A 25,146-nucleotide genomic window follows, 5' to 3' on the forward strand; every position below is an offset into this window, starting at 1 on the left:
GTCTTCCTCAGTCCCGCACCAGTTTTGACGCTGAATACCGATAGCATCATATGCCCGCGCGCGGACTTCGCAGCTCCGACTATTGCGGGCAACCCCTAGGCCGGCGAGAGCAATATCTGGGCCAGGCGCGTTGTCGTTTCAACGCCGTCTTCGTAGCCGCCCTCCCCTTCGAGTGAGTTCATGATTGCCAAGGTGTATCGCTGTTGTGGACCCGCGAAACCGACGCTGTTGACCACCCACCCACCTTGCTCCTGTGACCATCCGTTCTTGTTGCCCGGAGACATTTCCGCACCCGCGCCCCACACGCCCCATTGTTGGTTTGAATCGAGGTGCTGCATCTCCGCGACAATCGCCGCGCTCTGCGCCGGCGGCAATTTGGTGAGTGTGTAGTTCATCAGTCGGTCGAGGTCGTCACTCGTCGATTTTTGGAAACCCCAGTAGGGATACGTTTCGCTGAACCCTTGTTGCGCCTGCAGACTGGTCAGTCCATAGGCGGGGAAATTGCGGTTGAACGCCATGTTGTCGGGTCCGCTGTAGCGCTTCCAGAGCGTATCGGCGGCGTCGCTGTCAGAGGAATGCATCATGTCGGCCATGAGTTGGCTGTCGGCCGGACTCAAACTGATTTGGCCAGCGCGCGCCCGCGTCAACAGATCCACCACCATCGCGAGTTTGATGGTGGACGCGGTCCATCTCATCGTGCCGGCCGCGTCGTTGCGGTGCGCCTGTCCAGTTGTGCGGTCGCGGAACACATAGCCGACGGTGCCAGGACGAGTGGTGAGGTAGGCCTCTGCCTGCGCAATACGCTGGGCCATGTCCGCGTTCGCGACGGGCGTCGGGACGACGAGCAGCACCACCAGTGCGACAAGTCCAGTCGCTAGCGCCTTCACAGGTTCAGCTTCTCAGTCCCTTCCGCATGTTGGCCTAAGGCACGCCGCTGCCGACACCGCTTCCTACTGCTCGTCTACGTAGGTGTGGTCGACGAGCCTTATCGTGTCGGCCAGCAGTGGCCGCAATCCTCAAAAAGCGAGGCCGCTCACCAGGATGAAGATGCCCAGGCTGATCAGAACGATGGGGAATAGCACGTGTTCCCAGCGTTCGAGGACGTCGGCGATCGGCTGGCGGGTAGCGACGAATCTGGCGGCGAGAACCAGCACTGCGACGAGGACGAGGAAGACGACACAGTAGGCCACTACCGCCGCGGGTACGACGTTGAGGAAGACGGGAACGTAGACGCCGATGTTGTCGCCGCCATTGGCGAAAGTAACTCCTGCGACAGCCCAAATACCGACGTTCTTGCCTGCGATCCCTCCATCGTTGTCATCTTCATCGTTGCCGCGCCGCGGTTCCCATGCCGCCCGCAGTCCCAGGGCTAAGGGGATAAGTCCGAAATAGGGGACCACTTCGGAAGGAAGGAATGCCCCTGCGCCGACCGTCACAAGTACCGCCGCACCCAGGATGCCCGCGAAACCTAGGTACTGGCCTGCGGTGATCCGTGCCGTTGTCCCGCGCTGCCCCGCGCCGCGCGCAAAGAACAGCGAGAGCACGATGATGTCGTCGACGTTGGTGGCGATGAACAAGCCGATTGCGGGCAGAACCGAAGACAGCATCATGTGCAAGTCGCGGTGTCTCCGGGATCGCGTGCACACCCGACGATCGACGCGAGTACGAATGCCTCGGCGAGAGCGAAGGCGGATCTGCCGGCATTCACTGACCTGCGCCCACCGGCGCCGCGGAAATCCGGCTCACGGAGCGCTCCCCCGGCGCGGTGACCAGCACTGTGGCGCGGCCGGCCCGGACACCGTTGGCGATGACGACGATTTCGGCGACCTCATGGACCAGCACGACGGCGGCTAGGCCGAGAATGCCGAGCAGCGCCAGCGGAATCAATACAGCGATCAGTCCCAGTGATAGGCCGACGTTTTGCAGCATTATCCGGCGGGCCCGGCGCGCGTGGGTGAAAGTTTGCGGCAGGTGCCGTAGATCTTCGCCCATCAACGCCACGTCGGCGGTTTCGATGGCCACGTCGGTGCCCATCGCGCCCATGGCGATACCGAGGTCGGCGGTAGCCAGCGCGGGGGCGTCGTTGACGCCGTCGCCGACCATGGCGGTGGAGCGCTCGGCGCGCAGCGCTTCGATCAGCCGCGCTTTGTCCTCCGGCCGAAGTTCGGCGTGCACGGCGTCGATGCCGACGTCCTTGGCCAGTGCGGCCGCGGTTGCGTGGTTGTCGCCGGTGAGCATCGCGACGTGGTAGCCGTCGCGATGCAGTTGGGCGACGACGTCGGCGGCCTCGGGGCGCAGTTCGTCGCGCACGGCGATCGCTCCGATCACCCGCGCGTTGTCCTCGACGAGGACGGCGGTCGCGCCGGCCTGTTGCATGCGCGCCACATCGCTGGCCAGTGATCCGGCGTCGAGCCAGCCGGGGCGGCCCAGACGGATGGTGTGTCCGTCGCGGCGGCCGGTGAGCCCGGCGCCGGTCACGGCCGCCACATCAGTGGCTGGGATGACGTCATCGACGGCGGAAAGGATCGCCGCGGCCAACGGGTGTTCGCTGCGCGCTTCCAGGGCCGCCGCCAGGTCCAGAACCTGTTCGCGGGTGGCGCCGTCGGCGACGGCTACATCAATGACAGCGGGCCGGTTGGCGGTCAGGGTGCCGGTCTTGTCGAGAGCCACACCGCGGACGGCACCCATAGCCTCGAGTGCGGCGCCGCCCTTAACCAGGGCGCCAAGCTTGCTGGCGGCGCCGATCGCCGCGACCACGGTGACCGGCACCGAAATCGCCAAGGCGCACGGCGAGGCCGCGACCAGCACCACCAGCGCGCGTTCAATCCAGGTGGTCGGGTCACCGAGCAGGCTGCCGATCACCGCGATCAGCGTCGCGGCGATCATTACCCCGGGCACGAGGGGTTTGGCGATGCGATCGGCCAGGCGCTGCGAGGCGCCCTTTCGGGATTGTTCGGCCTCCACGATGCGCACGATGCGGGCCAGCGAGTTGTCCTCGGCGGTGGTGGTGACCTCGACCTCCAGCACGCCCGTGCCGTTGATCGACCCGGCGAACACCTCGGCACCGGGTCCTGCTTCGACGGGCACCGATTCACCGGTGATGGCCGAAACGTCCAGCGCGGTGCGCCCTTCGCGAATGACCCCGTCGGTGGCGATCCGCTCGCCTGGCTTGACCAGCATACGGTCGCCGACCCTTAATTCGCCTGATGCGACAACGGTTTCGGTGCCCTCACGCAGCACGGTGGCCTCATCGGGCACCAGCGACAGTAGTGCGCGTAGGCCGCGGCGGGTGCGCGCTAGGGAGTACTCCTCTAGGCCTTCGCTGATGGAGAACAGGAACGCCAGCATGGCGGCCTCGCCGACCTCGCCGAGGATGACCGCGCCCACGGCGGCGATGGTCATCAGCGTGCCGACGCCGATTTTGCCCTTGGCCAGCCGCTTGAGCGTGGAGGGGACGAAGGTGTAGGCGCCGACGACCAGGGCCAGCGCTTCTAGCGTGAGCACCACTGGGCGTGCGGCATCAGCGAACCCGGCGATCAAAGCGGCCAGCAGCAGCACCCCCGAAATGGCGGCGAACTGCAGTTCGCGCACTTGCCACAGGCGTTCGGGCTCGTGCTCTTCGGCCTGTTCGTCGGTGGTGGGTTCGTCGTGGCCGCAGCCGCACGCGTCGCTCATTTACTTCCCCTCGTCTTGGTCGTTGCCCCGGCGCGGACTCCGTAGGTGGGGCACAGCGCCACCTTGTTGCCGGTGGCGGCCAGCAGCGTCTCGGCCGAGGCCAGCAGATCCATCAGCTCCGGGCGGGTCAGCGAGTAGAACATTTGCCGCCCTTCGGGACGGCCGGTGACCAGGCCGCACTCGCGCAGACAGGCCAGGTGCGCCGACACGGTCGACTGCGCCGCTCCCAGCAGGCCGGTCAGATCCACCACGCGGGCTTCGCCTTCGGTGAGTCGCTCCAGGATCGCCAGCCGGGTCGGGTCGGACAGGCCGTGAAACAGCGCCACAGCCGGTGCCAGGTCTGTGGTGGGTCGCGTTGAGGATCTCCCCGTTGTCATCGCCATTCGACGATGATAGCGTGCGAGGTGCATCGATCGTCAAATTACGGTGATAGCGTTCAATGGCGCTGATTCGGGAGGCGGAGAAGATCCAGTAGGAAACGCAAGCGGTGGTGGATCTTGGCGGGGTCGCTGATCGCGGGTTCGACATCACGATCATGAACGTGGCGTCTGCTCGACACACAACTCACCCGTTCTCGGGCCGAAAAGCGTTCGGTCACAACCCAATCAGTGGACCGAGCGGTGGGATGACTCAAACACCGTCGTCGATCGTAGAAAGGGATGGCTGCGATGTTGATGAACCGGGCCGAGATCGGGCTGGTGAATTCGCCGCCGCGGCGCTGGCTGCAACGCATCTATGAGGTGCCGGTGCTGCTGCGGTTTGGCGGTCGCCTGCTGCCCGGCACACCAGCCTTGGAGATCGGGTGTGGGTCCGGATACGGCTTGGAGCTGATCTTGGAACGGTTCGGGGCGGGTACCGCGGACGCGGTGGATCTGGACCCGGCGATGATCCGTCGCGCCGGCCGGCGCCTCGCCCGCTACGGGGATCGGGTCCGGCTGGTCCAGGGCAGCGCCACCGATCTGCGCACCGCACTGGATGCCGACGACGACAGCTACGGCGGGGTCTTCGATTTCGGGATCGTGCACCACATCCAGGACTGGCGAAAAGCCATCGCCGAAGTCGCCCGGGTGATCGCACCGGGTGGGCGGTTTTACTTCGAGGAGGTCACCTCGCACGCCCTGGCGCGCCCCATCTACCGGCGGCTGTTCGATCACCCCACCGACGACCGATTCAGCGCCGAACAGTTCCTCGATGAACTGGCCCACCACGGCCTGGTGGTGCTCGGATCGCTCACCCGAACCCAGGGTGATTACCTGCTCGGCGCTGCAACCAAGCCCGTGCCCACCGGGGGTGAGCGGTGATGGCGAATGCTGTGCTGGCCCTGTTCGCCGCCATGATGTTGGTGATGGGCGCCCTGCGCGCAGCGATTCAACGGCGCCACACCGGAGAGATCGGCACGCGGCGCTCGATGCGCCCTGACGGCTCCCTGGAGTGGTGGGCGCTGGCCGGAACCGACCTCGGTTGGCTGACTGTGGGGATCGGGGCACCCGTCGCCGACTTGGCCGGCATGTCGCCGCTGGCGATCTTGGATCATTCGATGCTGCGCGGGGTCGGTGTCGCGGTAGCAGTGCTCGGCATAGTCTTGGCCTTCACCGCTCAAATGGCCATGGGCGCGTCCTGGCGGACCGGGATCGACGAGGCGGAACGCACGACTCTGGTAACCACCGGTGCCTTCCGGGTCGTTCGCAACCCGGTCTTCGCCGCCGCAACTGTCGCGTTTATCGGCCTGGCGCTCATGGTGCCCAACGCGGTGGCAGTCGCCGGGCTGGTGGTTTCCGTGATCGGCATAGAAGCACAGGTGCGCTTCGCCGAAGAACCCTACCTACGCCGCGTCCACGGCGTGGCCTACACCAGCTACGCCTCCCGCGTGGGTCGCTTCCTACCCGGGATCGGACGCCTGCAACCCGAACACCAGTACCGGAGCTAACCGATGCGGGCGAAATGGAGCGATCCGTTGCGTTACTCACCGCGCCGTGATCGCGGGCTGCGGCCCACAAAAGTAGCCGCCAAAAGTGCTGCGTCACAACCGAATCACTCTGGCGCTTGTTGGCGGTCGAACACCGCCGGCACAAGGATGCTCGAGGAGGTGGCACCGAATGATGCTCGAGGATCTCGCGGCCTGCTGCGAATAGCGCGCATGTCCGCCATGGGCTTGCGGGTACGAGCGCTGCTGAGCCCGTGGCGGGTGATGCATCGGTTCAGATGCGCCGCCAGACATCAGCGCATCTGAGGGATGATGGAGGGACGATCAGGTGACTGAATCGGAAAGTGTCGAGGCGACGTTCGCGTTCGTCGATCTGTCTGGGTTCAGCGTCCTGACTGAAATGTGCGGTGATGAACAGGCGGCCAGTCTGGCGGGCCGCCTGCTTACCGTGACCCGTGACGCGCTATGGCCGGGCGTCACCATCGTCAAGACGATGGGTGATGCGGTCATGCTGCGCTCCAGCAAACCCGAGCAGATGGTGGCGACCATCCTGCAGCTTGCTGACCGGGCCGCCGATGAGGACGGCTTCCTTGCACTGCGGGCTGGCATTCACCACGGCAGCGCGGTGCACCGCGACAACGACTACTTCGGACACGGCGTGAATGTGGCCGCCCGCATCACGGCGCTGGCCGGCGCCGGGCAGGCTGTGGTCACCGACAATGTTCGTCAGGCCTGCGCGCAGCTTGGTCTATCGCCAGATCCATTGGGCGCCAAGAAACTCCGCAACATTGCGACACCGATGGAGGTGTACGCGGTGTGCCTGGCGGCGGCTCGCTACCCAACCGACCCGGTGTGCCGCGTGCGGGTCGACCCTGGCACGGCGGCCAGCCATCTGCGTCACGCCGATCGTGACTGGTGGTTCTGCTCACCAGAGTGCGCTCAACGATTCGCCGCCGCACCAGCGCAATACGCGAGTGTCGACACAGTCAGCGATCACCAGCAGCGTGGGATTACCCGGGACTGAGCGCCAATCCGGCTCACCTGGCGCCGTGGCTCAGATCGATTCGCCCTGTTGTCTTTCAGCTGCGGCGTGGGTCTGCGCCCATGCGTTGTAACCGCCGATCAGGTCGCTCACGCGTCCCAATCCGTCGGCCCGCATCATGGAGGCGGCCACACTGGATCTCCAGCCGCCGGCGCAGTGCACCACGATCGGCTTGTCACCGGCAATGTGCGCCAGTTGGGTGCGCAGTTGTGCCAGCGGGATGTGCACCGCGCCGGGTATCGTCCCGGTTTCGCGTTCGCCGGGATTGCGGATGTCGATCACCGTCACCGCATGCGCGGCCCGCAGGCGGTCGAGCTCAGCGACATCGATTCGCGGTGCGGGTTGAACAAGGTCGGTCAGCTCGGCGGGGAAATTTCCGTCATGCGCGACGGTGAGATAGCCGATCACGTTGTCGGAGCCGACTCGGGCCAGCCGCATGGCCGCCGCCTGCTCCTCATCGGGATAGGTGACCAGCGCGATGGTCGCACCCACCTCGGCAACCATGCCGCCGGTCTCGGCGAAGCGGCCGTCGAAACCGACGTTGACCGATCCGCGGAGATGACCGGCAGCGAAGTCGTCTACCGACCGGGCATCCACCACGCGGACACCGGCCGCCAGAGCGGACCACAGCTGGGCCGCGGTCAGTTCGGGGATGTTGCGGTGCTGATCCAGCAGTGGATGCACGCGTTTGTTCATCGCGGCGTCAACCGAGAAATAGGCGGGCGCCGCCGGCTGGCCGTGGGTGATCAGCTCCACGAATTCGGCCTCGGTCATCGGCTGCGTGGACGGGTTGGTGCGGCGCTGCACACCGATGGTTGAGGTGAGTTCAGCAGAGAGGTTCTTGCCGCACGACGACCCGGCGCCGTGGGCCGGCATCACCGTGACGTGGTCGGGCAGCCTCAGCAGCCGGTCGTGGATGGTTCGATACATCGCCCGAGCCAGGTCGGTAGTTGAGCCATCACCAAGGTTGGCCAGGTCCGGGCGGCCCACATCGCCGATGAACAGCGCGTCACCGGTCAGCACCGCGACCGGGTCGACCCCGGCACGTTCACGCACCAGGACGCTGATCGATTCCCAGGTGTGCCCGGGGGTGGAGAGGATCTCCAGGTCGACCTCACCGAGCGAGAGGTGCTGCCCGTCAGACAACCGGCGGATCGGGTAGTCGGTCTGGGCGGCCGCGCCGAAGCCGATCCACGCCCCGGTGGCCTGCACCAATTCCAGGTGACCGGAGACGAAGTCGGCGTGAAAGTGGGTGTTGATTACGCCTTCGATTGTCAAACCGTGTTTGGCGGCGTCGTCGAGGTATTCGGTGATGTCGCGGCGCGGGTCGACAACGACTGCGCGCCCGGTGGTTTCGTCGCCGACCAGATACGACGCGTGCGACAGGCACTCGATGTAGTACTGCTCCAGAATCATCCGTTTCTCCTATGTCCCGCGGATACGCAGAAACCCGTGCGGTCTCAGCCGATACCCCTGGCGCATACCGGCGTCATCCGATGTATACCCAGGGGGGTATCGACTACTATAGCCCGCATACCCCCCGAGGTATTCCGGAGATGGCGCGGTTCGGTCCCGGCCCCGACAGACAGGACGACACGAGATGTTGAACAAGGCGAGGTTCGAATCTGCCGCGATGAGGTCGCCATGATGGCGTTGACCGTCGCCTTGGCCGTGTTGGTCGGGGTCGCGCTGGGGCTGCTGGGCGGGGGCGGCGCGATCCTGACCGTCCCGCTGCTGGCCTATGTCGGGGGCCTGGACGCCACGCGGGCGATCGCAAGTTCGCTTCTGGTGATCGCGGTCACCAGCGCGGTCGGCGCGATCGCCCATGTGCGGGCCGGGCGGGTGCGGTGGGGCGTCGCGCTGCCGTTCGGCGCGGCGGCCATGACCGTGGCAGTGGGCGGCGGTCTGCTAGCCCGCTTCATTCCCGGGACCGCGCTGCTGATTGCATTCGCGGTGATCATGCTCGCCGCCGGGGGTGCGATGCTGCGCGGCCGCAGCAACACCCATGCGTGCGACGCGGTCCGGCGCGTGCCCATGGTAAAGATGGCCGTGCTGGGTGTTGCCGTCGGCGCGGTCAGCGGGCTGGTCGGCGCGGGTGGCGGCTTCCTGTTGGTGCCTGCGCTGGCCGTGCTGACCGGGCTCCCGATGCCCGCCGCGGTCGGCACCTCCCTGGTGGTGATCGCGATGCAATCGTTCGCCGGTCTGACGGGGCATCTGGCCAGCGGACAGGTCGACTGGCCAGTGGCCGCTGTGGTCACCGCCGCCGCCGTTGTGGGCGCTCTGATCGGCGCACGCTTTACCGGCGCGGTCGATCCCGATGCGTTGCGCACGCTCTTCGGCTGGTTCGTTCTGGTGATGGCGTCGGTGCTCCTCGCGCAGGAGACAACCCTGGCTGTCGGTGCCGCGTCTGCAGCCCTGATCATGATCGGCGTCGGCACTTATGTCACCTGCCGTCGAACCGCCTACTGTCCCCTGCGGCGGCTCATCCCTCGCGTGCACCCAGCCGCCGCGGCCTGACCAGGCGAAGGCACCGGGAAGAATACCCCCACGGGTAATGTTGACCTGCTCGAAACCGCAGAAGGGAAACCGCGATGGTTGGCGACGAAGACAGCATTGCCGCCGTATTGAATCGGCTGCGGCGCGCTCAAGGACAGCTCGCCGGTGTGATCTCGATGATCGAGCAGGGACGCGAGTGCAAAGACGTCGTCACCCAACTCGCCGCCGTCTCACGCGCCCTGGACCGGGCGGGTTTCAAGATCGTCGCGACCGGTCTGCGCGAATGCATCACCGGAGACAGCACCGAGGGTGTCGAGCCGATGACCGAAGCCGAACTGGAGAAGTTGTTCCTCGCGCTAGCATGACCGGTCGCTGTCGGCGGAATGATGCTGAACGCCTCCGGTACAAGCTGTCGTGTGGTGCTCGCTCGAATTCCGCATCACGGGGTTCAGCGGACAACCCGCAAATTTGAGTTTGCCTCGCTTGCGAGAGGTTAGCCGGACGCCATCACCATGAAAGTCACGAAATCGAACAGCAGCGCTCTGCCCGCGCCGGCCGTCGCTATCGCCGTAGCGTTGACGGCCGGGACGCTGGGCGTGGGCTATTGGGCCCTGGGGCTGGCGACCATGCTCATCTTCACCGCCGGGTTCGTCGGAGGCTTACTCCTATGGCTGGTGCGGCCGGATGGCGGCACCTGGGCCGACATTCGCGCGCCATATTGGATGGCGTTGACATTGTTTGTGATTCACCGCGTCGAAGAAAAGCAGATGGAATTCTTCGCGTTCCTGGCGGAGGTCACAGGGGTGCCCACTCCCGCGGTGACGTCAGTTCCCGTGGTCTTGCTGGTCGTCGTTTCGGCTGGCGCCTGGCTGCTGGTGCCAGTCCTCATGCAGCGCCGGCGGCCAATCGGCCGCTATCTCGCATGGACGTTCTTTGCCTCGATGGGCCTGACCGAGTTGGCGCACTTCCTGGTGTTTCCGTGGCTCGATCCCACCGGCGCCGGCTACGTGCCCGGAATGTGGAGCGTGATCGCGCTCGCTCCAGCCGCCTGGTGGGGAATGTGGCGTCTCGCTCGAGCGCCATCCATCACCTAAGGCGACCGTGCAAACGGTAACGCACGGCGCTGCTGCTTCATCGTCGGTTAGCTGTGCGCCAGCGGGCACGCCGCAGTTCTACGGTGTCGCTACGTATATAGTCACAGGAGAGATGCATATTTTCACGTCCGTTCCGATGCGCCGCTACGGTGCGCGGCCGCCCACGCAGAACGGACGCTCTGTGACAGAAGGACGTACTTAGATGGCACCCATCACACGTATTCTGCTGACCGCGTTTGCAGTCATCACCGTGATCATCGGGGCCGGCGTTTACCTCTCGGTCCAGAAAAAGGACACGCCCGCCGCAGCGCAGGCCGGAGGCGGCGAGGTAGGTCAACTGGTCCGGGACAACAGCCGCCGCCTCAACAACGCCCCGGACAGCGATGTCACCCTTGTCGAGTTTCTCGACTTCGAATGCGAGGCGTGCCGCGCAGCATTCCCGATGGTCGAGCAGGCGCGATCCGAGTACGGGGACCGTGTCAACTTCGTCATCCGCTACTTCCCCATTCCGTCTCACTTCAACGCCGAGCGAGCAGCACGTGCGGTCGAGTCAGCCGCCCAGCAGGGCAAGTTCGAGCCGATGTACAAGAAGATGTATGAAACCCAGAGCCAATGGGGTGAACAGCGGACTCCGGCCGACTCCACCTTTCGCGGCTTCGCCACCGAACTGGGACTGGACATGGCCGCGTTCGACGCCGCTTACAACGATCCCGCCACGCTTGACCGTGTCAATGTGGACGTCGCCGACGGTCAGGCCCTCGGCGTCCAGGGCACCCCGACTTTCTTCCTCAACGGAAACGAAATGGAATTCAGAAGCTACGACGACTTGTCGGCGGCGGTTGAGGAAGCCTTGAAGGAGCAGCCGTAAAGGATGGGCGGGTATGCCCCGTTGCGGTACGTGGCCACCTTCACGCGTCAATGGTCGGCGCACGTAGGTTGTCCGTTCGCAGGCAACCGGTGCGCTTTGCGGCGACGATTGCGATGACCGTCAACATCGCCACAGCACTACTGACTGAGACGATTACACCGCCCACCCTCTGGTCACTAAGAAGATTCGTCTGCCAGCTCAGCCTCAGCGAACGGTAGAAGTCGCCACCAAGGACAGCCTGCATCCGCACCACCACAATGCCTGCGACCACGAACTGGGACAGCGCGAACAACGTCATCGCAACTCGACGCTGCGTGGACATCGGCCCTGGCGTTGGCCCCGCGCCGCTGACGGCAACGAAGAACAGCGTGCCACTGAACAGGAAAAAGCCGATCGTCGCCATGTGCGCGGCATGGTCGCTCATTGCGACGTCGTAGACGCCAGCAATGCATAGGCCGTAGACGCCCACCATGAGTATCGCCAGCGCCGTCCACGGTTGGGTGAGTAGGCGCGTCATCGGTGCGGCCACGACGCTCTGAACCCATTCGCGTGGGCCGGGAGCAGAATTCGGCTCAGCTGCCTTCAGCGCCTTGAGTGCCAGCGTCACAGGCGCGCCCTGGACGAGCAGCGCCGGCACCGCGATGGTGAGCAGCAATTGAACGATGGCGTGCATGCTGTACATCGCCGCCATGTACATGCCCAGTCCCGACGAGGTAGCGAATAGCATTGTGATACAACCGATCAGCCAACATATGGTGCGTCGCTTCGACCACGGGTCCCCACGGCGGGCCAGCCGGTACACCGCAGCGAGGTAGATGCTTGCCATGACGACCGCTGCTGTACCGAAGATGAGGTCGAATCGCCAATCGGTAAACACTGCAGCAATCGTTGGCGACTCGGAAAGGTCGAATCCGAGCGCAACCTCAGCTGGCGAGGGCTCGCTTCTCGTCGGAGGCGGCGGAGTGCGACCAAGCCCGACCGCGACTCCGACCGCGATGCCGAACAGGGCAGCCTCGCCGAGCGCGAGCCGCAGGAGCGGTCGACGTGCAGTCGAATCATGCTGCAGCGCAACGATTGCCGAACGCCGTTGGCGCCAGCCAAGAACACCGAGACTAACAAGCGCCGCCACCTTCGCCAGAATCAAGAGTCCATAGGTACTGGTCCAGAGGTTCGTCAGGTCGATCCGCACCGCGGCATTGATGAACCCACTGGCAGCCATCGCGACGAAGCATCCAAGCGCCAGTCGCGAGAATCGTCGAGCGGCGAGGTCGGTGTAACTGCCACGGCGCAGCGCGTGTACGACCAGCGCGAGCAGTCCACCGGCCCACAACGACCCGGCAACCAGATGGATGAGCAGGCTGTTGGTCGCAATATCGTGTGATCCGCCCGTGGAAGAGTGCCCCGTCACGGCGACCGGCACCAAAGTCACCAGCCCCCCGATCAATAGGCCAGGTGTCCACGACCACCGCAACACCGTCAGACTCGCCACGGCGACGACTGCGGCCAGGATGGAGGTGGTGCGCCACGCCGCAGTGGTTTCGACAAGGCCGGCCGCCGACCAAACATCCAGCGGTGTCAGGTCCGTCAACGGCACTCCCGACACATCGGAGACGGTCAGCGCCACCAATAGCGCAGCGCACATCGCCCACACCACACAAGCGACAGCGCCGACCCGCACCGCGCGGTACCCATCAACGTCGAGCACTCCACTGGTTTGTGGCGGCACGAGGAAGGCGGCGAACAAGAAGTGCCCGATCGTCACTATCGCAGCGATCTCACCGGCGCCGCGCAGGAAGGGCAGCCCGTAGGCAGTGGTCGGCCCAGGATCTCTGAGTCCTGTTACCTCAAGCGCGTCGTCCAACATGAGGGCGCCGATCGCGCCGGCGGTCACGCCCGCCACCAATGCGACACCGAGCAACACCGGCCACACCACCCGGCGACGCCCACCGGCAACGGAGGTCGCCGTCACGTTTTGCGCTCCGTCAGCGCAGAAGGCCGCTCACGCACCGTCATATCGGAAGTGTGGTGTTGCTGACGAAGACATCGCGCACCCACGTCACCACCTCATTCCACAATCCGGTCAGCAAGGCGATGCCGACGACGACGAGGAGCACGCCACCAAAAGTTTGAATTCGCCGCGTGTTTCGACGAAGCCAGCCCAACGCCTTAACTGCGCGCCCGGATGCGATTGCCAACAGCACAAACGGGATGCCCAGCCCGAGACAGTAGGCGACTACAAGCAAAACGCCACGAAATACAGTTGGCCCCTCGGTGGCAGAGGCCACTGCTATGACGCCCGTAAGCGTCGGACCCAAACAAGGAGTCCAGCCGAGCCCGAAGACAGCCCCAAGCAGCGGTGCACCCCCGAGCGTTGACAACGACTTCGGCGCCAAACGCGCTTCCCGTTGCAGTGCAGGGATGACACCCATAAACACCAGACCCATCAAGATCGTGATGACCCCACCAAGGCGTTGCAACCACAACCCGTTACTGATCACCGTCGACGTCAGGCCCAGGATCGCGACAGAACCCATCAGGAACACCGCCGTGAAGCCAGCCACAAACAAACCCGCGGCGCCGGCGACCCGCAAGTGCGCACTGACTTGCCGCTGGGCACGTGCCTCGTCGTCGACGCCAACAATGGCCGCCAAATAGGACAGATACCCGGGTACGAGCGGAACGACGCACGGCGATGCAAATGACACCAGCCCCGCCAGCACCGAGACAAGCACGGCGAACAGCACATGTCCAGACGTCGCGATCTCGGTGAAACTAGTCACGGCGTTTCAGACTCTTCACATCCACCTGTCCTGAACTCCCACATCTACTACGTAGGTCAGCAGTCACGCTATGCGCTGCCCATCATCTACTATGCAACTACGTAGCAACTCGGCGGCCGTCGACGTCCTCTAACGCATTGACGGCGACCAGTGGATGGGAGAAGACCTGTATGCGGTGTCCGCCGCTAACGCCAGTCGTCGCGATATTGACATCCCTCTTCGCGGCGATGGCGCTCCTGGCCGCGCCGTCAGCCTCCGCCCAACCACCAGTACCCGTGCCTACGCCCGGCGACCCTATGGGGATCCCAGTACCGACCTCGTCGAACCCTTTCGTGCCGTCCCTCGGGTCGGCGCCGGCGACTGCAGACCCACCCGCCGGCCAGAATCCGGCACCGTACCTCGGCCCGCCAGTATTCGCGCCACCCACGTTCAACCCGGTGAACGGCTCAACCGTTGGCGTCGCCAAACCCATCATCATCAACTTCCAGCGGCCGATCGCCGACCGGCCTCTAGCCGAACAAGCCGTCCACGTCTCGTCGAACCCCCCGGTTCCCGGCAAGTTCTACTGGATGAGCGCGACTCAACTCAGGTGGCGCCCGATCGACTTCTGGCCCGCCAACACCACGGTGACCGTCGACGCGGGCGGAACTAAGTCGAGCTTTCGCACCGGTGACGCGTTGGTGGCGACCATCGATAACGCGACCCTCCAAATGGAGGTGATGCGCAACGGCGTGCTCGAGAAGACCATTCCCGTGTCTCTAGGTAAGCCGGGCTATGAAACACCCAACGGCACCTACTACGTGCTCGAGAAGTTCGCCGACATGGTGATGGACTCCTCGACCTACGGCGTGCCCATCAACTCCGCCGAGGGCTACAAGCTCAAAGTCAAGGACGCGGTGCGCATCAACAACGCGGGCATCTTCGTTCACGGCGCACCCTGGTCGGTGGCGGACCAAGGCAAACGGAACGTTAGCCACGGCTGTCCCAACCTCAGTCCAGCCAACGCCCAGTGGTTCTACGACACGTTTGGTAGCGGCGACCCGGTCGTGGTCAAGAACTCCGTCGGCGTGTACGACGAGAACGACGGTGCGCAGGACTGGCAGATCTGATACGCGCACAACGGGTCCCGCGTCTCCCGACCCGGTGGCCGCCCCTCGATGCCCGGAGGCTAGGTGGTGTCACCGTCGATGCGCTGAGCGAATTGCTGCATGCAGGCGGTCGAACAGAACCGGTACGACGTACCCGCATGCGTGATCGTCAATTCTCGGACGCCCGTCGCGACGTGCATCCGACAGACAGGATCCACATGCTCGCGGTGATGAGTACCGATGTCGAGAGCAAATGCACCAATAGGCGATCCGACGTTGCGCAGCGTCAGTGATCCCAACGCGGTCATCGCCGCGAGATCAGCTGCCGGAAGCGCCGACGCGACACCTTCATTGACGACGATCTGCCCGGCCTGCGCGAGGCTAGCGAGCCTCGCCGCGGTGTTGACCGTCGAACCGAAGACGTCTCCGCGTCGCTTCACCACGGGGCCAGCGGCGATGCCGGCCCGCAACATCGGAAAGCCTTGGACGCGACTGATCTCGGCGGTGAGTCTTCGGAGGAAAGTCACTGCCGTAGCCGGGCTCTCACTCACCACCAGCACCGCATCGCCGATTGTCTTGATGACCTCGTCGGCGGGACCGAGAACCCGTGTCGCTGAGGCGGCGAATGTTTCTGCCAGCTGTGCAGCGCTGTGATCGCCGTGGGTTTCGGTGAACGCGGTGAAGCCAGACATGTCGACGAAGACGACGGCTGCTTCGACATCGGCGTGCTCGAAGTTCGCTGCTGCACTCAACATCATCACGGATCCTGTAGGAGCCTCGCGTCCGCCGTAACGCTCGGTTCTGGGGCTCTCACGGGTTCCATCCGCATCCCTAAGAGCCGAAGTGCATTGGCGACCACGATCAGTGTCGAGCCTTCGTGAATGAGTACGGCGGGACCGATGCCCAATCCGAGGATCGTCGCCGGAATGAGAAGCGCGACGATGCCGAGACTCGCCCACAGATTCTGCTTGATGATCCGTGAGGAGCGGCGACTCAGGCTCACGGCGAACGGCAACGCTCGCAGATCGTCTGCCATCAGCGCGACGTCAGCGGTTTCTAAGGCAACGTCGGAACCGGCCGCACCCATCGCGATGCCTACGCTTGCGCCCGCCATTGCGGGCGCGTCGTTGACGCCGTCTCCCACCATGCCCACGCGTCCGTAACGCTCACGCAGAGCAGCGATCTCAGCCACCTTGTCCTCGGGCATCAGATCCCCGCGGGCGTAGGCAACACCGACTTCGCCGGCGACGGCGTCGGCCACCCGCTGGTTATCTCCGGACAGCATCACGGTCTTTGAAACGCCGATCTCGGCGAGACGGGCGATGACCGCCGACGCCTCTGCGCGAGGAACGTCCATCAATCCGATCGCACCCAGCCAACGCTCGCCTGCGCGGACGAGCATCGTGGTGCGGCCGGCCTGTTCGAGGCGCTCCACCTCGCCGGCCAAATAGGCTGGCGGTCGCTCGTCGGCGCCGGTGAACATTTCGGTCTTGCCGATGCGGATCTCGACCCCATCGACGGACGCCACGATGCCGCGGCCTGTGAGAGCTCGAACGTCCGTCGCGCGGGGTACTGCCGCGCCCGCGAGGCGCTCGCGGCCGTCGCGGACGATGGCACGGGCCAGCGGATGATCACTCTGCTCCTCAACGGCAACGGCGACGGTAAGCAGCTCCGCCTCATTGCTGTCGGCGCTGGCAACGACCTCGGCGATCCCGGGCTTACCCTCGGTGAGGGTGCCGGTCTTGTCGAAAGCCAGCACATCCACCCGACCCAACTCTTCGAGCGCGGCTCCGCCTTTCATCAGGATTCCGGCTCTGGCCGCTCGCGCCACCGCCGACAAAACCGCACTGGGCGTGGCGATCGCCAGCGCACACGGACTGGCAGCCACCAGCACGGCGAGTGCGCGGTACACGGTGGCGGTGAACGGTTCATCGACCACGAAGCCGGCGAACAACAGCAGGACGACTCCGATCAGAATCGTCGGCACGAAAATCCGCTGAAACCGGTCGGTGAACCGCTGAGTAGAGGTGGTCTTGGTCTGCGCCTCGGCCACCAACCGGACGACTCGGGCAAGGGTGGAGTCACCGGCGAGCCGAGTCACCTGGATCTCGATGGCGCCGGCACCGTTGATCGTCCCGGCGAACACCCGCGATGCCGCGTCAATGAGGTCGGGCGACGCCGCCGCTGCCGCCACATCCGGCACCGGATACTTATCGACGGGAACGCTTTCCCCGGTCACGGGGGCCTGATCGATGCTAGTGGCGCCAGCCACGACGAAGCCGTCGGCAGCAAGCCGCACGTTGGGTCGCACGACGACGATATCCCCAACGCGCAGGTCGCCCACCGGCACTTCCACAGTGTCGCCCGTGCCGCCGCGGCGGACCAGGGCCGTCTTCGGAGCAATCTCGGCGAGCGCTTCGATCGCCCGGCGGGCTCGCCCCATCGCATAGCCCTCGAGCGCGTGGCCGACGCTGAACAGGAACAGCAGAAGCGCGCCTTCGGCGACTTCACCGAGCGCCGCCGCACCGGCGGCCGACACCAGCATCAGGAAGTCGATCTCGAACCGACCCTGACGAACGCTGGCGAAGGCTTCCTGCACGGTGAAGAACGCACCGAAGAAAAAGGCCAGGGAGTAGACCACCAACTCCGTGGAACGCGGTGTGTCGGCGAAGGTCGCTAGCAACCAACCCACCAGGAGAAGCGTCCCCGCCAGGCCCGCGAAGATCAGCTCGGTGCGCTCGCCAAAGATTCCGCCGTGCTCATGCTGGTGCCCGGTGTGCTCCCCGTCTTTTACACCGTGGTCCACCGGATGGTCCGTCTCGGCGACAGTCGCAGGTGTCGTGTCTGGCCCGGCGATGGCGGCGATCACGTCTACCAATTCCTGGGCCGTGACCGAGGATCGTTCGAACTCCACTTCGAGTGAGGTCGTCGTAGCGGTTGCGGCGACGACGCCGGGCATCCTGGTTAATCGGTCGACCAGTGCCGTCCTCGTCGATTCGTCATCCTCGGCGGTTCCGGTCAGCAACCAGCGCAGATGGCCGTAATGCGAACTGATGGTTTCGGCGACCTGCCAAGCGCGTCGTTGCACATCGACTGCCGTCGCCGCGGCAGCGTCGTAGTGCACGCACAGGCGCGGCGTGAGCGTCCCGCCGTCGACGACGTGGACTTCGTCAATCAGCGGAGTCGCTGCCAAATCGCGCGTCAGACGGTCCGCGCAGCGGTCGTCACTGCCCGGCAAGAGGTCCGCCAGGTCGAGCGCCAATGTCTCGTTCGCCTGGAGACGGCCGGCATCGCGGTTCATATCGCACTCGTCGCGACGGGTCATACATGCGACTATACGCATGTATGCATGTACTGAGTCAATACCTACGTTTGATCGTTCGGTGCGGGTTCAGTGCGTCGCCCGACGCCCTGCCCCGGCCCGACCGCGCTCAGTCAGGTACGGACATGTTCATCGTCAAGCCGCGTCACGTCCCCGTCGTCTGGCCCATGGGCGCGCCCGACGTGCGCCTCGGCGCGCATCCGGTCGACCATATGCGGATAGTGCAGCTCGAAAGCCGGTCGTTCCGAACGGATACGCGGCAGCTCGGTGAAGTTGTGCCGCGGCGGCGGACAACTTGTGGCCCATTCCAGTGAGTTGCCGTAGCCCCACGGGTCGTCGACAGTGACCGGCTCGCCGTAGCGCCAGCTCTTGAACACGTTCCACACGAACGGAAGTGTCGAGACTCCCAGGATGAACGCACCGATCGTGGAGATGATATTTAGGGTGGTGAAGCCGTCGGTGGGTAGGTAGTCGGCGTAGCGGCGCGGCATGCCTTCGTTCCCGAGCCAGTGCTGCACCAGGAAGGTGGTGTGGAATCCGATGAACGTCAGCCAGAAGTGCAGCTTGCCCAATCGCTCATCCAACAGGCGGCCCGTCATCTTCGGGAACCAGAAGTAGATGCCCGCGTAGGTCGCGAACACGATCGTGCCGAAGAGCACGTAGTGGAAGTGCGCGACGACAAAGTAGCTGTCGGTGACTTGGAAGTCCAGCGGGGGGCTCGCCAGCAGCACACCCGACAGACCACCGAGCAGGAAGGTGACGAGGAAGCCGACCGAGAAGAGCATCGGTGTTTCGAATGTCAACTGCCCCTTCCACATCGTGCCTATCCAGTTGAAGAACTTGATACCGGTTGGCACGGCGATGAGGAACGTCATGAACGAAAAGAACGGTAGGAGAACGGCACCCGTTGCGTACATGTGGTGCGCCCACACCGCGACCGACAGCGCGGCGATCGAGAGCGTCGCGTAGATCAGCGTGGTATAGCCAAAGATTGGCTTTCGGCTGAAGACAGGGAAGATTTCGGACACGATGCCGAAGAATGGCAACGCGATGATGTACACCTCGGGGTGGCCGAAGAACCAAAACAAGTGCTGCCACAACAACACGCCGCCGTTGGCCGGGTCGTAAACGTGAGCGCCCAGATGGCGGTCGGCCGCCAATGCAAAGAGTGCGGCCGTCAGGATCGGAAACGCGACCAGCACGAGGATCGACGTCACCAGGATGTTCCAGGTAAAGATCGGCATCCGGAACATCGTCATACCAGGCGCGCGCATACACACCACCGTGGTGATCATGTTGACCGCGCCCAGGATGGTGCCCAACCCGCCGACGATCAGGCCCATGATCCATAAATCCGCGCCGGCGCCCGGGCTACTAATGGCATTCGACAAGGGCGTGTAGGCGGTCCAACCGAAATCAGCGGCGCCGCCCGGCGTGATGAAGCCGCCCATCGCGATCAGCGCACCGAACAAGAACAACCAGAACGAGAATGCATTGAGCCGCGGGAAGGCGACGTCGGGAGCACCGATCTGCAGCGGCAAAACCAGGTTGGCGAACCCGAACACGATCGGCGTTGCGTAAAACAGCAACATCACCGTGCCATGCATGGTGAACAGCTGGTTGTACTGCTCGTTGCTGAGGAACTGCAGCCCCGGTATCGCCAGCTCGGTCCGGATGAATAATGCCATCAACCCGCCAGCGAAAAAGAACACGAAGCACGTGACGACGTACATCATGCCGATCAGCTTGTGATCAGTGGTCGTCACCAGCTTGTAGATCAAGGTGCCTTTGGGTCCCACGCGGGCCGGGAAGGGACGGCGTGCCTCGAGTTGTCCGACAGGCGGCGCTTCGGCGACCAACGAATTCTCCCGCTACTAGTTCGACGACAAGATGTGCAATCTACGGACTAAATCAGTAGATTCTTCTACTGAGCAATCTAGTACTAATCGATGTAGTTGAACACTCCGACCACCGGTAGGCCGCATCACCCGGCACGACGGGTGTCCCGCTGGGGCGGGTGCCGAGTACTCGCACCCGCTCCGGCCCTCCCGCACACCGACCGACGCCATATCGAGATCTAGTTTGCCAAACATTTGTTTACTACGTACGTACGTGTACTTCACACGGCAGGCTGCTCAAAGAGATAGCTGGTCACGGGCGCCACGCGTGGTTGACACACGCGGAGCCGAAGTAGACGGGCGCACGGAAAGCGGCAATCGTAGGCTTGCCGAATCGTGAGCGTTCGGTTAGCGTCTCGCCAACTGATAACGAACCGGTAACGGTAAGGAACGTCTCGATTGGTGGCACACCGCCGGACCGCGCGGCCCAACGCGCCACGCAGATACCTGTGGGACGCCGAAGCCACTGAGATCATCCCGGTCAATGAGTTCAGCCCGGCGGCCGATTTAACGGTCAATCGCGGTCCTTTCGCCACCGACGTCGAGGTACTGACTGCACCCGAGCTCGACGATCTGAACGACCTGACCGACGAGTGGCCACTACTTCTACTTGCGCCTACGCGTACGTCGCGATCTCCTCGCCCCGCCTCCACTGGCCCTTCACGCGTATACGTTCAACAAACTGGCCAACGTGCAACGTCGGCCGGTGCGCACCGTCGGATACCCGCGACACATCGGAAACGGCCTGAGGGCGCTGGGTCCGTGCACGGCCGGCTCGTCGTTGCGGGTGTTGCTGCTGGGGCCATAGCCGCTGGGGCGAATGCGATGGTGGAAGCGTCGGAAGTTCCGGCCAACCCGACTTTGATCGCGGACGCCACAACAGCGCAAGGCGTTTCCGTACCGGACGCGGCGGGAGTGCAGATCGTCCAAGTAGCCAACAGTTTCGACTCCGCAGTCCACCGAGAAGAACTGGTTCGCGGAGCGGCATTCGCCCAAGAGCGTGCCCAGCGAGAGGCGCGAATGCGACGCCCGCAGTTCGTCTTCCCGGCCCGTGGCATTTTGACTTCGGGATTCGGAACACGGTGGGGCTCCCTGCACGCGGGACTCGACATCGCCAACGCCGTCGGCACGCCGATCTATGCCGCCTCGGATGGCGAGGTGGTCGCTTCCGGGCCGACACCCGGTTACGGCATGTGGGTCAAGATCCGCGCCTCGGATGGCACGGTGACGCTCTACGGTCATATCGACACTGCGACGGTTCAAGAAGGCGACCGTGTCTTGGCTGGCGATCAAATTGCCACCATGGGCAACCGTGGCAATTCGACAGGTCCGCATCTGCATTTTGAGGTCCACCGCAACGGATCAGACAAGATTGACCCGATGGCGTGGTTGCAGGAGCGCGGGGTGCCCCGCCAGTAGCAGGTGATTCCGCAACTGACTAGGTCTACCAGACCACAATTCAGCGTCAGATGCTGCGGACACCGTAAGCTACCTACTGACTAATTCAGGAGGTTCGTTCATGGCGCGGGTGCGTGGCTTCGGAGAGCTCGAGGCGGCGATCATGGATCGCCTCTGGAATCGCGATCCCGAGACCGACACCACGGTTAGGGAGATATTCGACGAGTTGAGCATCGAACGTCACATCGCATACACCACGGTGATGTCGACGATGGACAATCTGCATGGCAAGGGCTGGCTGTCGCGGAAACGCGACGGTAAGGCCTACCGATACCGACCGACGCTGACTCGAGAAGAGCACAGCGCCCGTCTGATGCTCGAGGCCCTGAGCGGCGGAGGCCGATCGGAGGCGGTCCTCAGTCATTTCGTGGCGCAAATCGACGCGGAGGAATCGGCGGACTTGCGCGCTGCGCTGCGGCGCGTTGCCCGTAAGTCTGGTCGGCGATGACCGTCACGGCGGCATTGCTGCTGTACGTCGTGGCAGTCCTATCGATCGGGCCGAAGCTTTTGGCCCGGATCACAGCCGATGGCGGGGCTCCACGCCTGGCGATATCAGCTTGGCTCACGGCCGTCGTTACCGTGCTCGGCTGCTCGATTGCTGCAATCGCTCTGCTACTCATCGAGGCCGCCGGGCACTGGGACAGCCCGGACGCGTTACTCGTGTCCTGTCTGGAGCGTCTCCATGCAATTCTCGTCGGGCACGCGGGGGGGCCGGCCCGAATAGTGGCAACAGCCGCAGTGGCCATCGCTGCCGGGAGTCTGCTGGCAGTTTGCGTTCGAGTCGGCCGCGCTTTGAGTCGCATGCGCAGGCACACCTTCGCGCACGCAGACGCCGTGCGCCTGGTCGGTAGTTCAGACGGCAGCGACGTCGTGTACATCGAGGCATCCGAGCGTGCGGCGTACTGCGTGGCGGGCCGTCCACCGGCGATCGTCGTAACCACGGCTGCTCTCGCTGCACTCGATGAAGCGCAACTGGCGGCCGTCATCGCCCATGAGCGTGCTCACCTCCACGGGCGCCATGCCTACGTCATCGCCGCAATGCGCGGACTGACCACCGCGCTGCCCAAGATCGGGCTCTTCACAAGCGCAGCCACGCACATCAGTTCTCTGCTGGAGATGTGTGCCGATGACGCCGCCGCGCGGCGACACGGTCGTCAGCCGCTGCTGGCGGGTCTGTTGACCCTTTCAGGCGCCCACACGCCGGCCCACGGTTTGGCTGCCGCCGGTGTCGCCGTGCTCGCGCGTGCCGAGCGGTTATCGGATCCACCCAATGGATTCGCACGAGTCCAAACCCACCTCACGCTCAGTGGTGCGGTCGCGGCGATGGCCGCTACCCCGGTGGCTATCGTCGCGTTATCACTATCGGGTGTATTGATCTGCTTCGCGTGACCCGCTAGCGCACTCGACCCGGTCCATCACTATTCTGCGCAGCGCACCTCGAATGCTCTGCTGCACAGCAGCCTTGCGGTCGAGGATGTGAACATAACGGAGGACGCTTCAATCTGCGCGTCTAAACGTACGAAAGCGCAGCGGCAATGGCGCGGTCAGCGGACGTCGGTTCGGCCATGAGCAAGGCCACCACCGCCAACCCGAAGGCCAGCAACAGGGCAGCCACAATCCATCGGCGAGTCAGCCGTTCCCTCTGTAGCGCTCGGCGCTGTCGGTTCCAACTCCATCGCGGCCCACCGCAGGACACGGCCAGTGCGCTCTTCACGGCACCAATCTACTATGTCACTACGTATGTGACCATCGCTTCATCGGTCACCCGATACGAGGTGTGGTGATCGCCTTCGGACAACGCGGCCCCCGGACGCTTTCGTCATATCTGCGTGAAGCACCTGATGCACTGCGTACGCTCGAACTGACACCTCGTATAGGTGGCAAATTCCGCCGGCTATCCGTCGCATTCGGAATCCCAATCACAATTACCGTAGCGGGATGTGGCGTTGAAACAGAGGGTGTTTCGGCGCAACGTCCTTCAAGTACCTCGGTTGTCACCGCCGAAGAAGCACACACCCGGTTCGATCTCTTATTCGCACGCGACATCATCGACCACAGCGCACAAGCTATTGCGCTGAGCAACCTGGCTATCGCCAAGGACGGTCTTGCGCCCGAAATCGTCGACATCGCAAGCCGAATCACGGACAGCAGCACCCGGCGCACCGATGAGCTGCAGGCGCTTCTCCTGGCCTGGGGATTCGCCCCGATGAGCGCCAGCTCAGCTCCTCCGGCGGGCGCACAAAACCTTCCGGTTCAGCCAGGCGAACACCCCCTCGCCACCGAAGCCGATTTCCGCCGCCTTCGCGACGCGGCCGGAGCACATGCGGCGCAGGTGTATCTCGAATTGATGATCAGGCAGCACCAGTTCACGATGTCTGCCGCGCGTGACCAACTTCAATCAGGGTCGCGCCCCGCAGCGATGGCCATTGCCCAATTGCTCGTCGAAACTCAGGAGGCCGAGACCTCTGTCATGGAGGCCCTGCAACGCTGAACGCTGCGCAGCGAGGTGCACCACGACCGGATGTACTCCCAGGCGTTGTCGACATCCCCCGTCAGTTGTGCTCGTTCGCAACGCCTTCCGCCCCAGTGGGTCGCGGCGGCCGTTGATGCAGTCCGCGCAGAAATGCGTTGTATGCGGCCAGTTCGGCGTCGCCGCGTTCGACGTCGGCTTCCCTCTTCGCCGACTCCGACTCCTCGTCACGACGCCAGCGGACGGCGAAGATCAAGGTGGTCAATAGGGCAACAGGTTCGCCGTATGACCATGCCAAGGCGCCGGCGCCCGCCTGATCGGCGACCGGGTCGACGTTCCAATTCGCCGGCGGCTGCGCGAATGTGTCGGTCAGCGCGCGTGGTGCCATCATCAGAATTACGCCGATGAAGACGTGCAGCGGCATCTCGACGAAGATATCGAAGAAGCGACCTAGATTGCTCTGCCGGACCGGCAGCGGACCAGTCGACAAGATCGGCAGGATGAACAGCAGCCCGCTGGCGAGGAAGAACACTTGCAGTGCGACGTGGCCGGCGACGCTGGCCGCCGCCGCGTCGAACAGGTCGGACAGATAAAGGCCGTAGTAGCTCAGAAGAAACACCGGAATGGTGAAGCCGGGGTGCAAGACGATTCGGCTCGCGCGGCAACGTAATGCCCCCAACGCAGCGATCAAGACGTAGCGTCCAACGCCACGGTGTGGTGTCGACCTGAGCAACAGCCGGCCAGGTGCGCCCAACACCAGCAGCGGCGGGACGAGTATCGATAGCGTCAGGTGCTGAAACATGAAGGCACTGAACAACCGATAGCCATAGCTGTCGATGGCCAGACCCGTCACCGCCGCCAAGGCGATGCACCCAGCCAGGAAACTCGCAGTTCGCATCCACGTCCATTGCCGGCCGTGCGACCTGACGATTCGAACGGCCAACAGATACCACACCGCCAAGCCGACCGCCACCATGGGAAGAAGCGGAACCGGCGGCGGCAGCCAGCCAAGCATCGCCGATACCGACGGT

The 25,146-nt window shown here is 64.3% G+C and carries 23 protein-coding genes; 12 read left to right on the forward strand and 11 right to left on the reverse strand.

The window, feature by feature from the left end; all coding sequences use genetic code 11:
- Window positions 1-95: 95 nt before the first annotated feature.
- From BLW81_RS06345 to BLW81_RS06360, 4 genes are all read right to left on the reverse strand, one after another.
- On the reverse strand, window positions 96-857 hold the full coding sequence (locus BLW81_RS06345) for a serine hydrolase (protein WP_066811473.1): 762 nt from the start codon (window positions 855-857) through the stop codon (window positions 96-98).
- 159 nt (window positions 858-1,016) lie between these two features.
- Entirely contained in the window at window positions 1,017-1,610 is a 594-nt protein-coding gene (locus BLW81_RS06350) for a cadmium resistance transporter (protein WP_083410358.1), read from the reverse strand.
- A 94-nt stretch (window positions 1,611-1,704) separates the two neighbouring features.
- Window positions 1,705-3,675 carry a heavy metal translocating P-type ATPase gene (locus tag BLW81_RS06355; protein WP_083406465.1) on the reverse strand — a complete coding sequence of 657 codons (1,971 nt, stop codon included), beginning with the start codon at window positions 3,673-3,675 and terminating at the stop codon, window positions 1,705-1,707.
- On the reverse strand, window positions 3,672-4,058 hold the full coding sequence (locus BLW81_RS06360) for an ArsR/SmtB family transcription factor (RefSeq protein ID WP_082698525.1): 387 nt from the start codon (window positions 4,056-4,058) through the stop codon (window positions 3,672-3,674). Before BLW81_RS06360 ends, BLW81_RS06355 begins: the two co-directional genes overlap by 4 nt.
- Window positions 4,059-4,334: 276 nt before the next feature.
- On the opposite strand from BLW81_RS06360, the gene BLW81_RS06365 reads away from it, so the two are divergent.
- The 3 genes from BLW81_RS06365 (at window position 4,335) to BLW81_RS06375 (ending at window position 6,623) form a co-directional block, all read left to right on the forward strand.
- Entirely contained in the window at window positions 4,335-4,976 is a 642-nt protein-coding gene (locus tag BLW81_RS06365; protein WP_322788820.1) for a class I SAM-dependent methyltransferase, read from the forward strand.
- Entirely contained in the window at window positions 4,976-5,602 is a 627-nt protein-coding gene (locus BLW81_RS06370; RefSeq protein ID WP_082698526.1) for a methyltransferase family protein, read from the forward strand. The genes BLW81_RS06365 and BLW81_RS06370 overlap by 1 nt, the downstream gene beginning before the upstream one ends.
- Window positions 5,603-5,927: 325 nt before the next feature.
- Window positions 5,928-6,623: an adenylate/guanylate cyclase domain-containing protein gene (locus BLW81_RS06375; protein ID WP_083406466.1), complete on the forward strand. Its 696-nt coding sequence runs from the start codon at window positions 5,928-5,930 to the stop codon at window positions 6,621-6,623.
- 30 nt (window positions 6,624-6,653) lie between these two features.
- On the opposite strand, the gene BLW81_RS06380 is transcribed toward BLW81_RS06375, so the two are convergent.
- Entirely contained in the window at window positions 6,654-8,057 is a 1,404-nt protein-coding gene (locus BLW81_RS06380) for an MBL fold metallo-hydrolase (RefSeq protein WP_083406467.1), read from the reverse strand.
- A 228-nt stretch (window positions 8,058-8,285) separates the two neighbouring features.
- Here BLW81_RS06380 and BLW81_RS06385 point away from each other — a divergent pair, with 228 nt between their 5' ends.
- The 4 genes from BLW81_RS06385 (at window position 8,286) to BLW81_RS06400 (ending at window position 11,099) form a co-directional block, all read left to right on the forward strand.
- Entirely contained in the window at window positions 8,286-9,158 is an 873-nt protein-coding gene (locus BLW81_RS06385) for a sulfite exporter TauE/SafE family protein (protein ID WP_083406468.1), read from the forward strand.
- 74 nt (window positions 9,159-9,232) lie between these two features.
- Complete coding sequence (locus BLW81_RS06390) at window positions 9,233-9,502, forward strand: metal-sensitive transcriptional regulator (protein WP_066811056.1); 270 nt, start codon at window positions 9,233-9,235, stop codon at window positions 9,500-9,502.
- A 147-nt stretch (window positions 9,503-9,649) separates the two neighbouring features.
- Window positions 9,650-10,231 carry a hypothetical protein gene (locus tag BLW81_RS06395; RefSeq protein WP_173839578.1) on the forward strand — a complete coding sequence of 194 codons (582 nt, stop codon included), beginning with the start codon at window positions 9,650-9,652 and terminating at the stop codon, window positions 10,229-10,231.
- A 202-nt stretch (window positions 10,232-10,433) separates the two neighbouring features.
- Window positions 10,434-11,099 (forward strand): DsbA family protein, encoded by a 666-nt coding sequence (locus tag BLW81_RS06400; protein ID WP_083406469.1) that lies wholly within the window; start codon window positions 10,434-10,436, stop codon window positions 11,097-11,099.
- 40 nt (window positions 11,100-11,139) lie between these two features.
- Here the strand turns inward: BLW81_RS06400 and BLW81_RS06405 are convergent, their stop codons facing one another.
- Both BLW81_RS06405 and BLW81_RS06410 read right to left on the reverse strand, forming a co-directional pair.
- Complete coding sequence (locus BLW81_RS06405; protein ID WP_083406470.1) at window positions 11,140-13,068, reverse strand: bifunctional copper resistance protein CopD/cytochrome c oxidase assembly protein; 1,929 nt, start codon at window positions 13,066-13,068, stop codon at window positions 11,140-11,142.
- 40 nt (window positions 13,069-13,108) lie between these two features.
- Window positions 13,109-13,879, reverse strand: a complete 771-nt coding sequence (locus BLW81_RS06410) for a cytochrome c biogenesis CcdA family protein (RefSeq protein ID WP_066811063.1) — start codon at window positions 13,877-13,879, stop codon at window positions 13,109-13,111.
- 170 nt (window positions 13,880-14,049) lie between these two features.
- On the opposite strand from BLW81_RS06410, the gene BLW81_RS06415 reads away from it, so the two are divergent.
- Window positions 14,050-14,988 (forward strand): L,D-transpeptidase, encoded by a 939-nt coding sequence (locus BLW81_RS06415; RefSeq protein ID WP_066811069.1) that lies wholly within the window; start codon window positions 14,050-14,052, stop codon window positions 14,986-14,988.
- 59 nt (window positions 14,989-15,047) lie between these two features.
- Here BLW81_RS06415 and BLW81_RS06420 read toward each other — a convergent pair whose 3' ends face one another.
- From BLW81_RS06420 to ctaD, 3 genes are all read right to left on the reverse strand, one after another.
- A complete protein-coding gene (locus tag BLW81_RS06420) occupies window positions 15,048-15,725 on the reverse strand; it encodes an adenylate/guanylate cyclase domain-containing protein (protein WP_066811493.1) in 678 nt (225 codons plus the stop codon).
- On the reverse strand, window positions 15,725-18,310 hold the full coding sequence (locus BLW81_RS06425; protein WP_083406471.1) for a heavy metal translocating P-type ATPase: 2,586 nt from the start codon (window positions 18,308-18,310) through the stop codon (window positions 15,725-15,727). The genes BLW81_RS06420 and BLW81_RS06425 overlap by 1 nt, the downstream gene beginning before the upstream one ends.
- A 92-nt stretch (window positions 18,311-18,402) precedes the next feature.
- Entirely contained in the window at window positions 18,403-20,148 is a 1,746-nt protein-coding gene (gene ctaD / locus BLW81_RS06430; protein WP_066811071.1) for an aa3-type cytochrome oxidase subunit I, read from the reverse strand.
- An 864-nt stretch (window positions 20,149-21,012) separates the two neighbouring features.
- Between ctaD and BLW81_RS29870 the strand changes: the two genes are divergently transcribed.
- The 4 genes from BLW81_RS29870 to BLW81_RS06450 all read left to right on the forward strand — a co-directional run bounded on the left by BLW81_RS29870 (window position 21,013) and on the right by BLW81_RS06450 (window position 24,136).
- Window positions 21,013-21,606, forward strand: coding sequence for a M23 family metallopeptidase (locus BLW81_RS29870; RefSeq protein WP_233151536.1), 594 nt, complete (start codon window positions 21,013-21,015; stop codon window positions 21,604-21,606).
- 100 nt (window positions 21,607-21,706) lie between these two features.
- Window positions 21,707-22,093 (forward strand): BlaI/MecI/CopY family transcriptional regulator, encoded by a 387-nt coding sequence (locus BLW81_RS06440; RefSeq protein WP_066811077.1) that lies wholly within the window; start codon window positions 21,707-21,709, stop codon window positions 22,091-22,093.
- Complete coding sequence (locus BLW81_RS06445; protein ID WP_066811085.1) at window positions 22,090-23,034, forward strand: M56 family metallopeptidase; 945 nt, start codon at window positions 22,090-22,092, stop codon at window positions 23,032-23,034. The genes BLW81_RS06440 and BLW81_RS06445 overlap by 4 nt, the downstream gene beginning before the upstream one ends.
- Before the next feature lie 388 nt (window positions 23,035-23,422).
- Entirely contained in the window at window positions 23,423-24,136 is a 714-nt protein-coding gene (locus BLW81_RS06450) for a DUF305 domain-containing protein (RefSeq protein ID WP_235632205.1), read from the forward strand.
- A 61-nt stretch (window positions 24,137-24,197) separates the two neighbouring features.
- Here BLW81_RS06450 and BLW81_RS06455 read toward each other — a convergent pair whose 3' ends face one another.
- A complete protein-coding gene (locus tag BLW81_RS06455; protein WP_083406473.1) occupies window positions 24,198-25,130 on the reverse strand; it encodes a cytochrome c oxidase assembly protein in 933 nt (310 codons plus the stop codon).
- Window positions 25,131-25,146 lie beyond the last annotated feature (16 nt).

Source organism: Mycolicibacterium rutilum (assembly GCF_900108565.1).
Taxonomy (GTDB): domain Bacteria; phylum Actinomycetota; class Actinomycetes; order Mycobacteriales; family Mycobacteriaceae; genus Mycobacterium; species Mycobacterium rutilum.

Bases quoted from the DNA above. Each gene is read 5' to 3' on its own strand.
- BLW81_RS06350 (WP_083410358.1), bottom strand. From the start codon at position 1,610: ATGATGCTGTCTTCGGTTCTGCCCGCAATCGGCTTGTTCATCGCCACC.
- BLW81_RS06355 (WP_083406465.1), bottom strand. From the start codon at position 3,675: ATGAGCGACGCGTGCGGCTGCGGCCACGACGAACCCACCACCGACGAA.
- BLW81_RS06360 (WP_082698525.1), bottom strand. From the start codon at position 4,058: ATGGCGATGACAACGGGGAGATCCTCAACGCGACCCACCACAGACCTG.
- BLW81_RS06365 (WP_322788820.1), top strand. From the start codon at position 4,335: ATGGCTGCGATGTTGATGAACCGGGCCGAGATCGGGCTGGTGAATTCG.
- BLW81_RS06370 (WP_082698526.1), top strand. From the start codon at position 4,976: ATGGCGAATGCTGTGCTGGCCCTGTTCGCCGCCATGATGTTGGTGATG.
- BLW81_RS06380 (WP_083406467.1), bottom strand. From the start codon at position 8,057: ATGATTCTGGAGCAGTACTACATCGAGTGCCTGTCGCACGCGTCGTAT.
- BLW81_RS06385 (WP_083406468.1), top strand. From the start codon at position 8,286: ATGATGGCGTTGACCGTCGCCTTGGCCGTGTTGGTCGGGGTCGCGCTG.
- BLW81_RS06390 (WP_066811056.1), top strand. From the start codon at position 9,233: ATGGTTGGCGACGAAGACAGCATTGCCGCCGTATTGAATCGGCTGCGG.
- BLW81_RS06395 (WP_173839578.1), top strand. From the start codon at position 9,650: ATGAAAGTCACGAAATCGAACAGCAGCGCTCTGCCCGCGCCGGCCGTC.
- BLW81_RS06400 (WP_083406469.1), top strand. From the start codon at position 10,434: ATGGCACCCATCACACGTATTCTGCTGACCGCGTTTGCAGTCATCACC.
- BLW81_RS06415 (WP_066811069.1), top strand. From the start codon at position 14,050: ATGCGGTGTCCGCCGCTAACGCCAGTCGTCGCGATATTGACATCCCTC.
- BLW81_RS06420 (WP_066811493.1), bottom strand. From the start codon at position 15,725: ATGATGTTGAGTGCAGCAGCGAACTTCGAGCACGCCGATGTCGAAGCA.
- BLW81_RS06425 (WP_083406471.1), bottom strand. From the start codon at position 18,310: ATGCGTATAGTCGCATGTATGACCCGTCGCGACGAGTGCGATATGAAC.
- BLW81_RS29870 (WP_233151536.1), top strand. From the start codon at position 21,013: ATGGTGGAAGCGTCGGAAGTTCCGGCCAACCCGACTTTGATCGCGGAC.
- BLW81_RS06440 (WP_066811077.1), top strand. From the start codon at position 21,707: ATGGCGCGGGTGCGTGGCTTCGGAGAGCTCGAGGCGGCGATCATGGAT.
- BLW81_RS06445 (WP_066811085.1), top strand. From the start codon at position 22,090: ATGACCGTCACGGCGGCATTGCTGCTGTACGTCGTGGCAGTCCTATCG.
- BLW81_RS06455 (WP_083406473.1), bottom strand. From the start codon at position 25,130: ATGCTTGGCTGGCTGCCGCCGCCGGTTCCGCTTCTTCCCATGGTGGCG.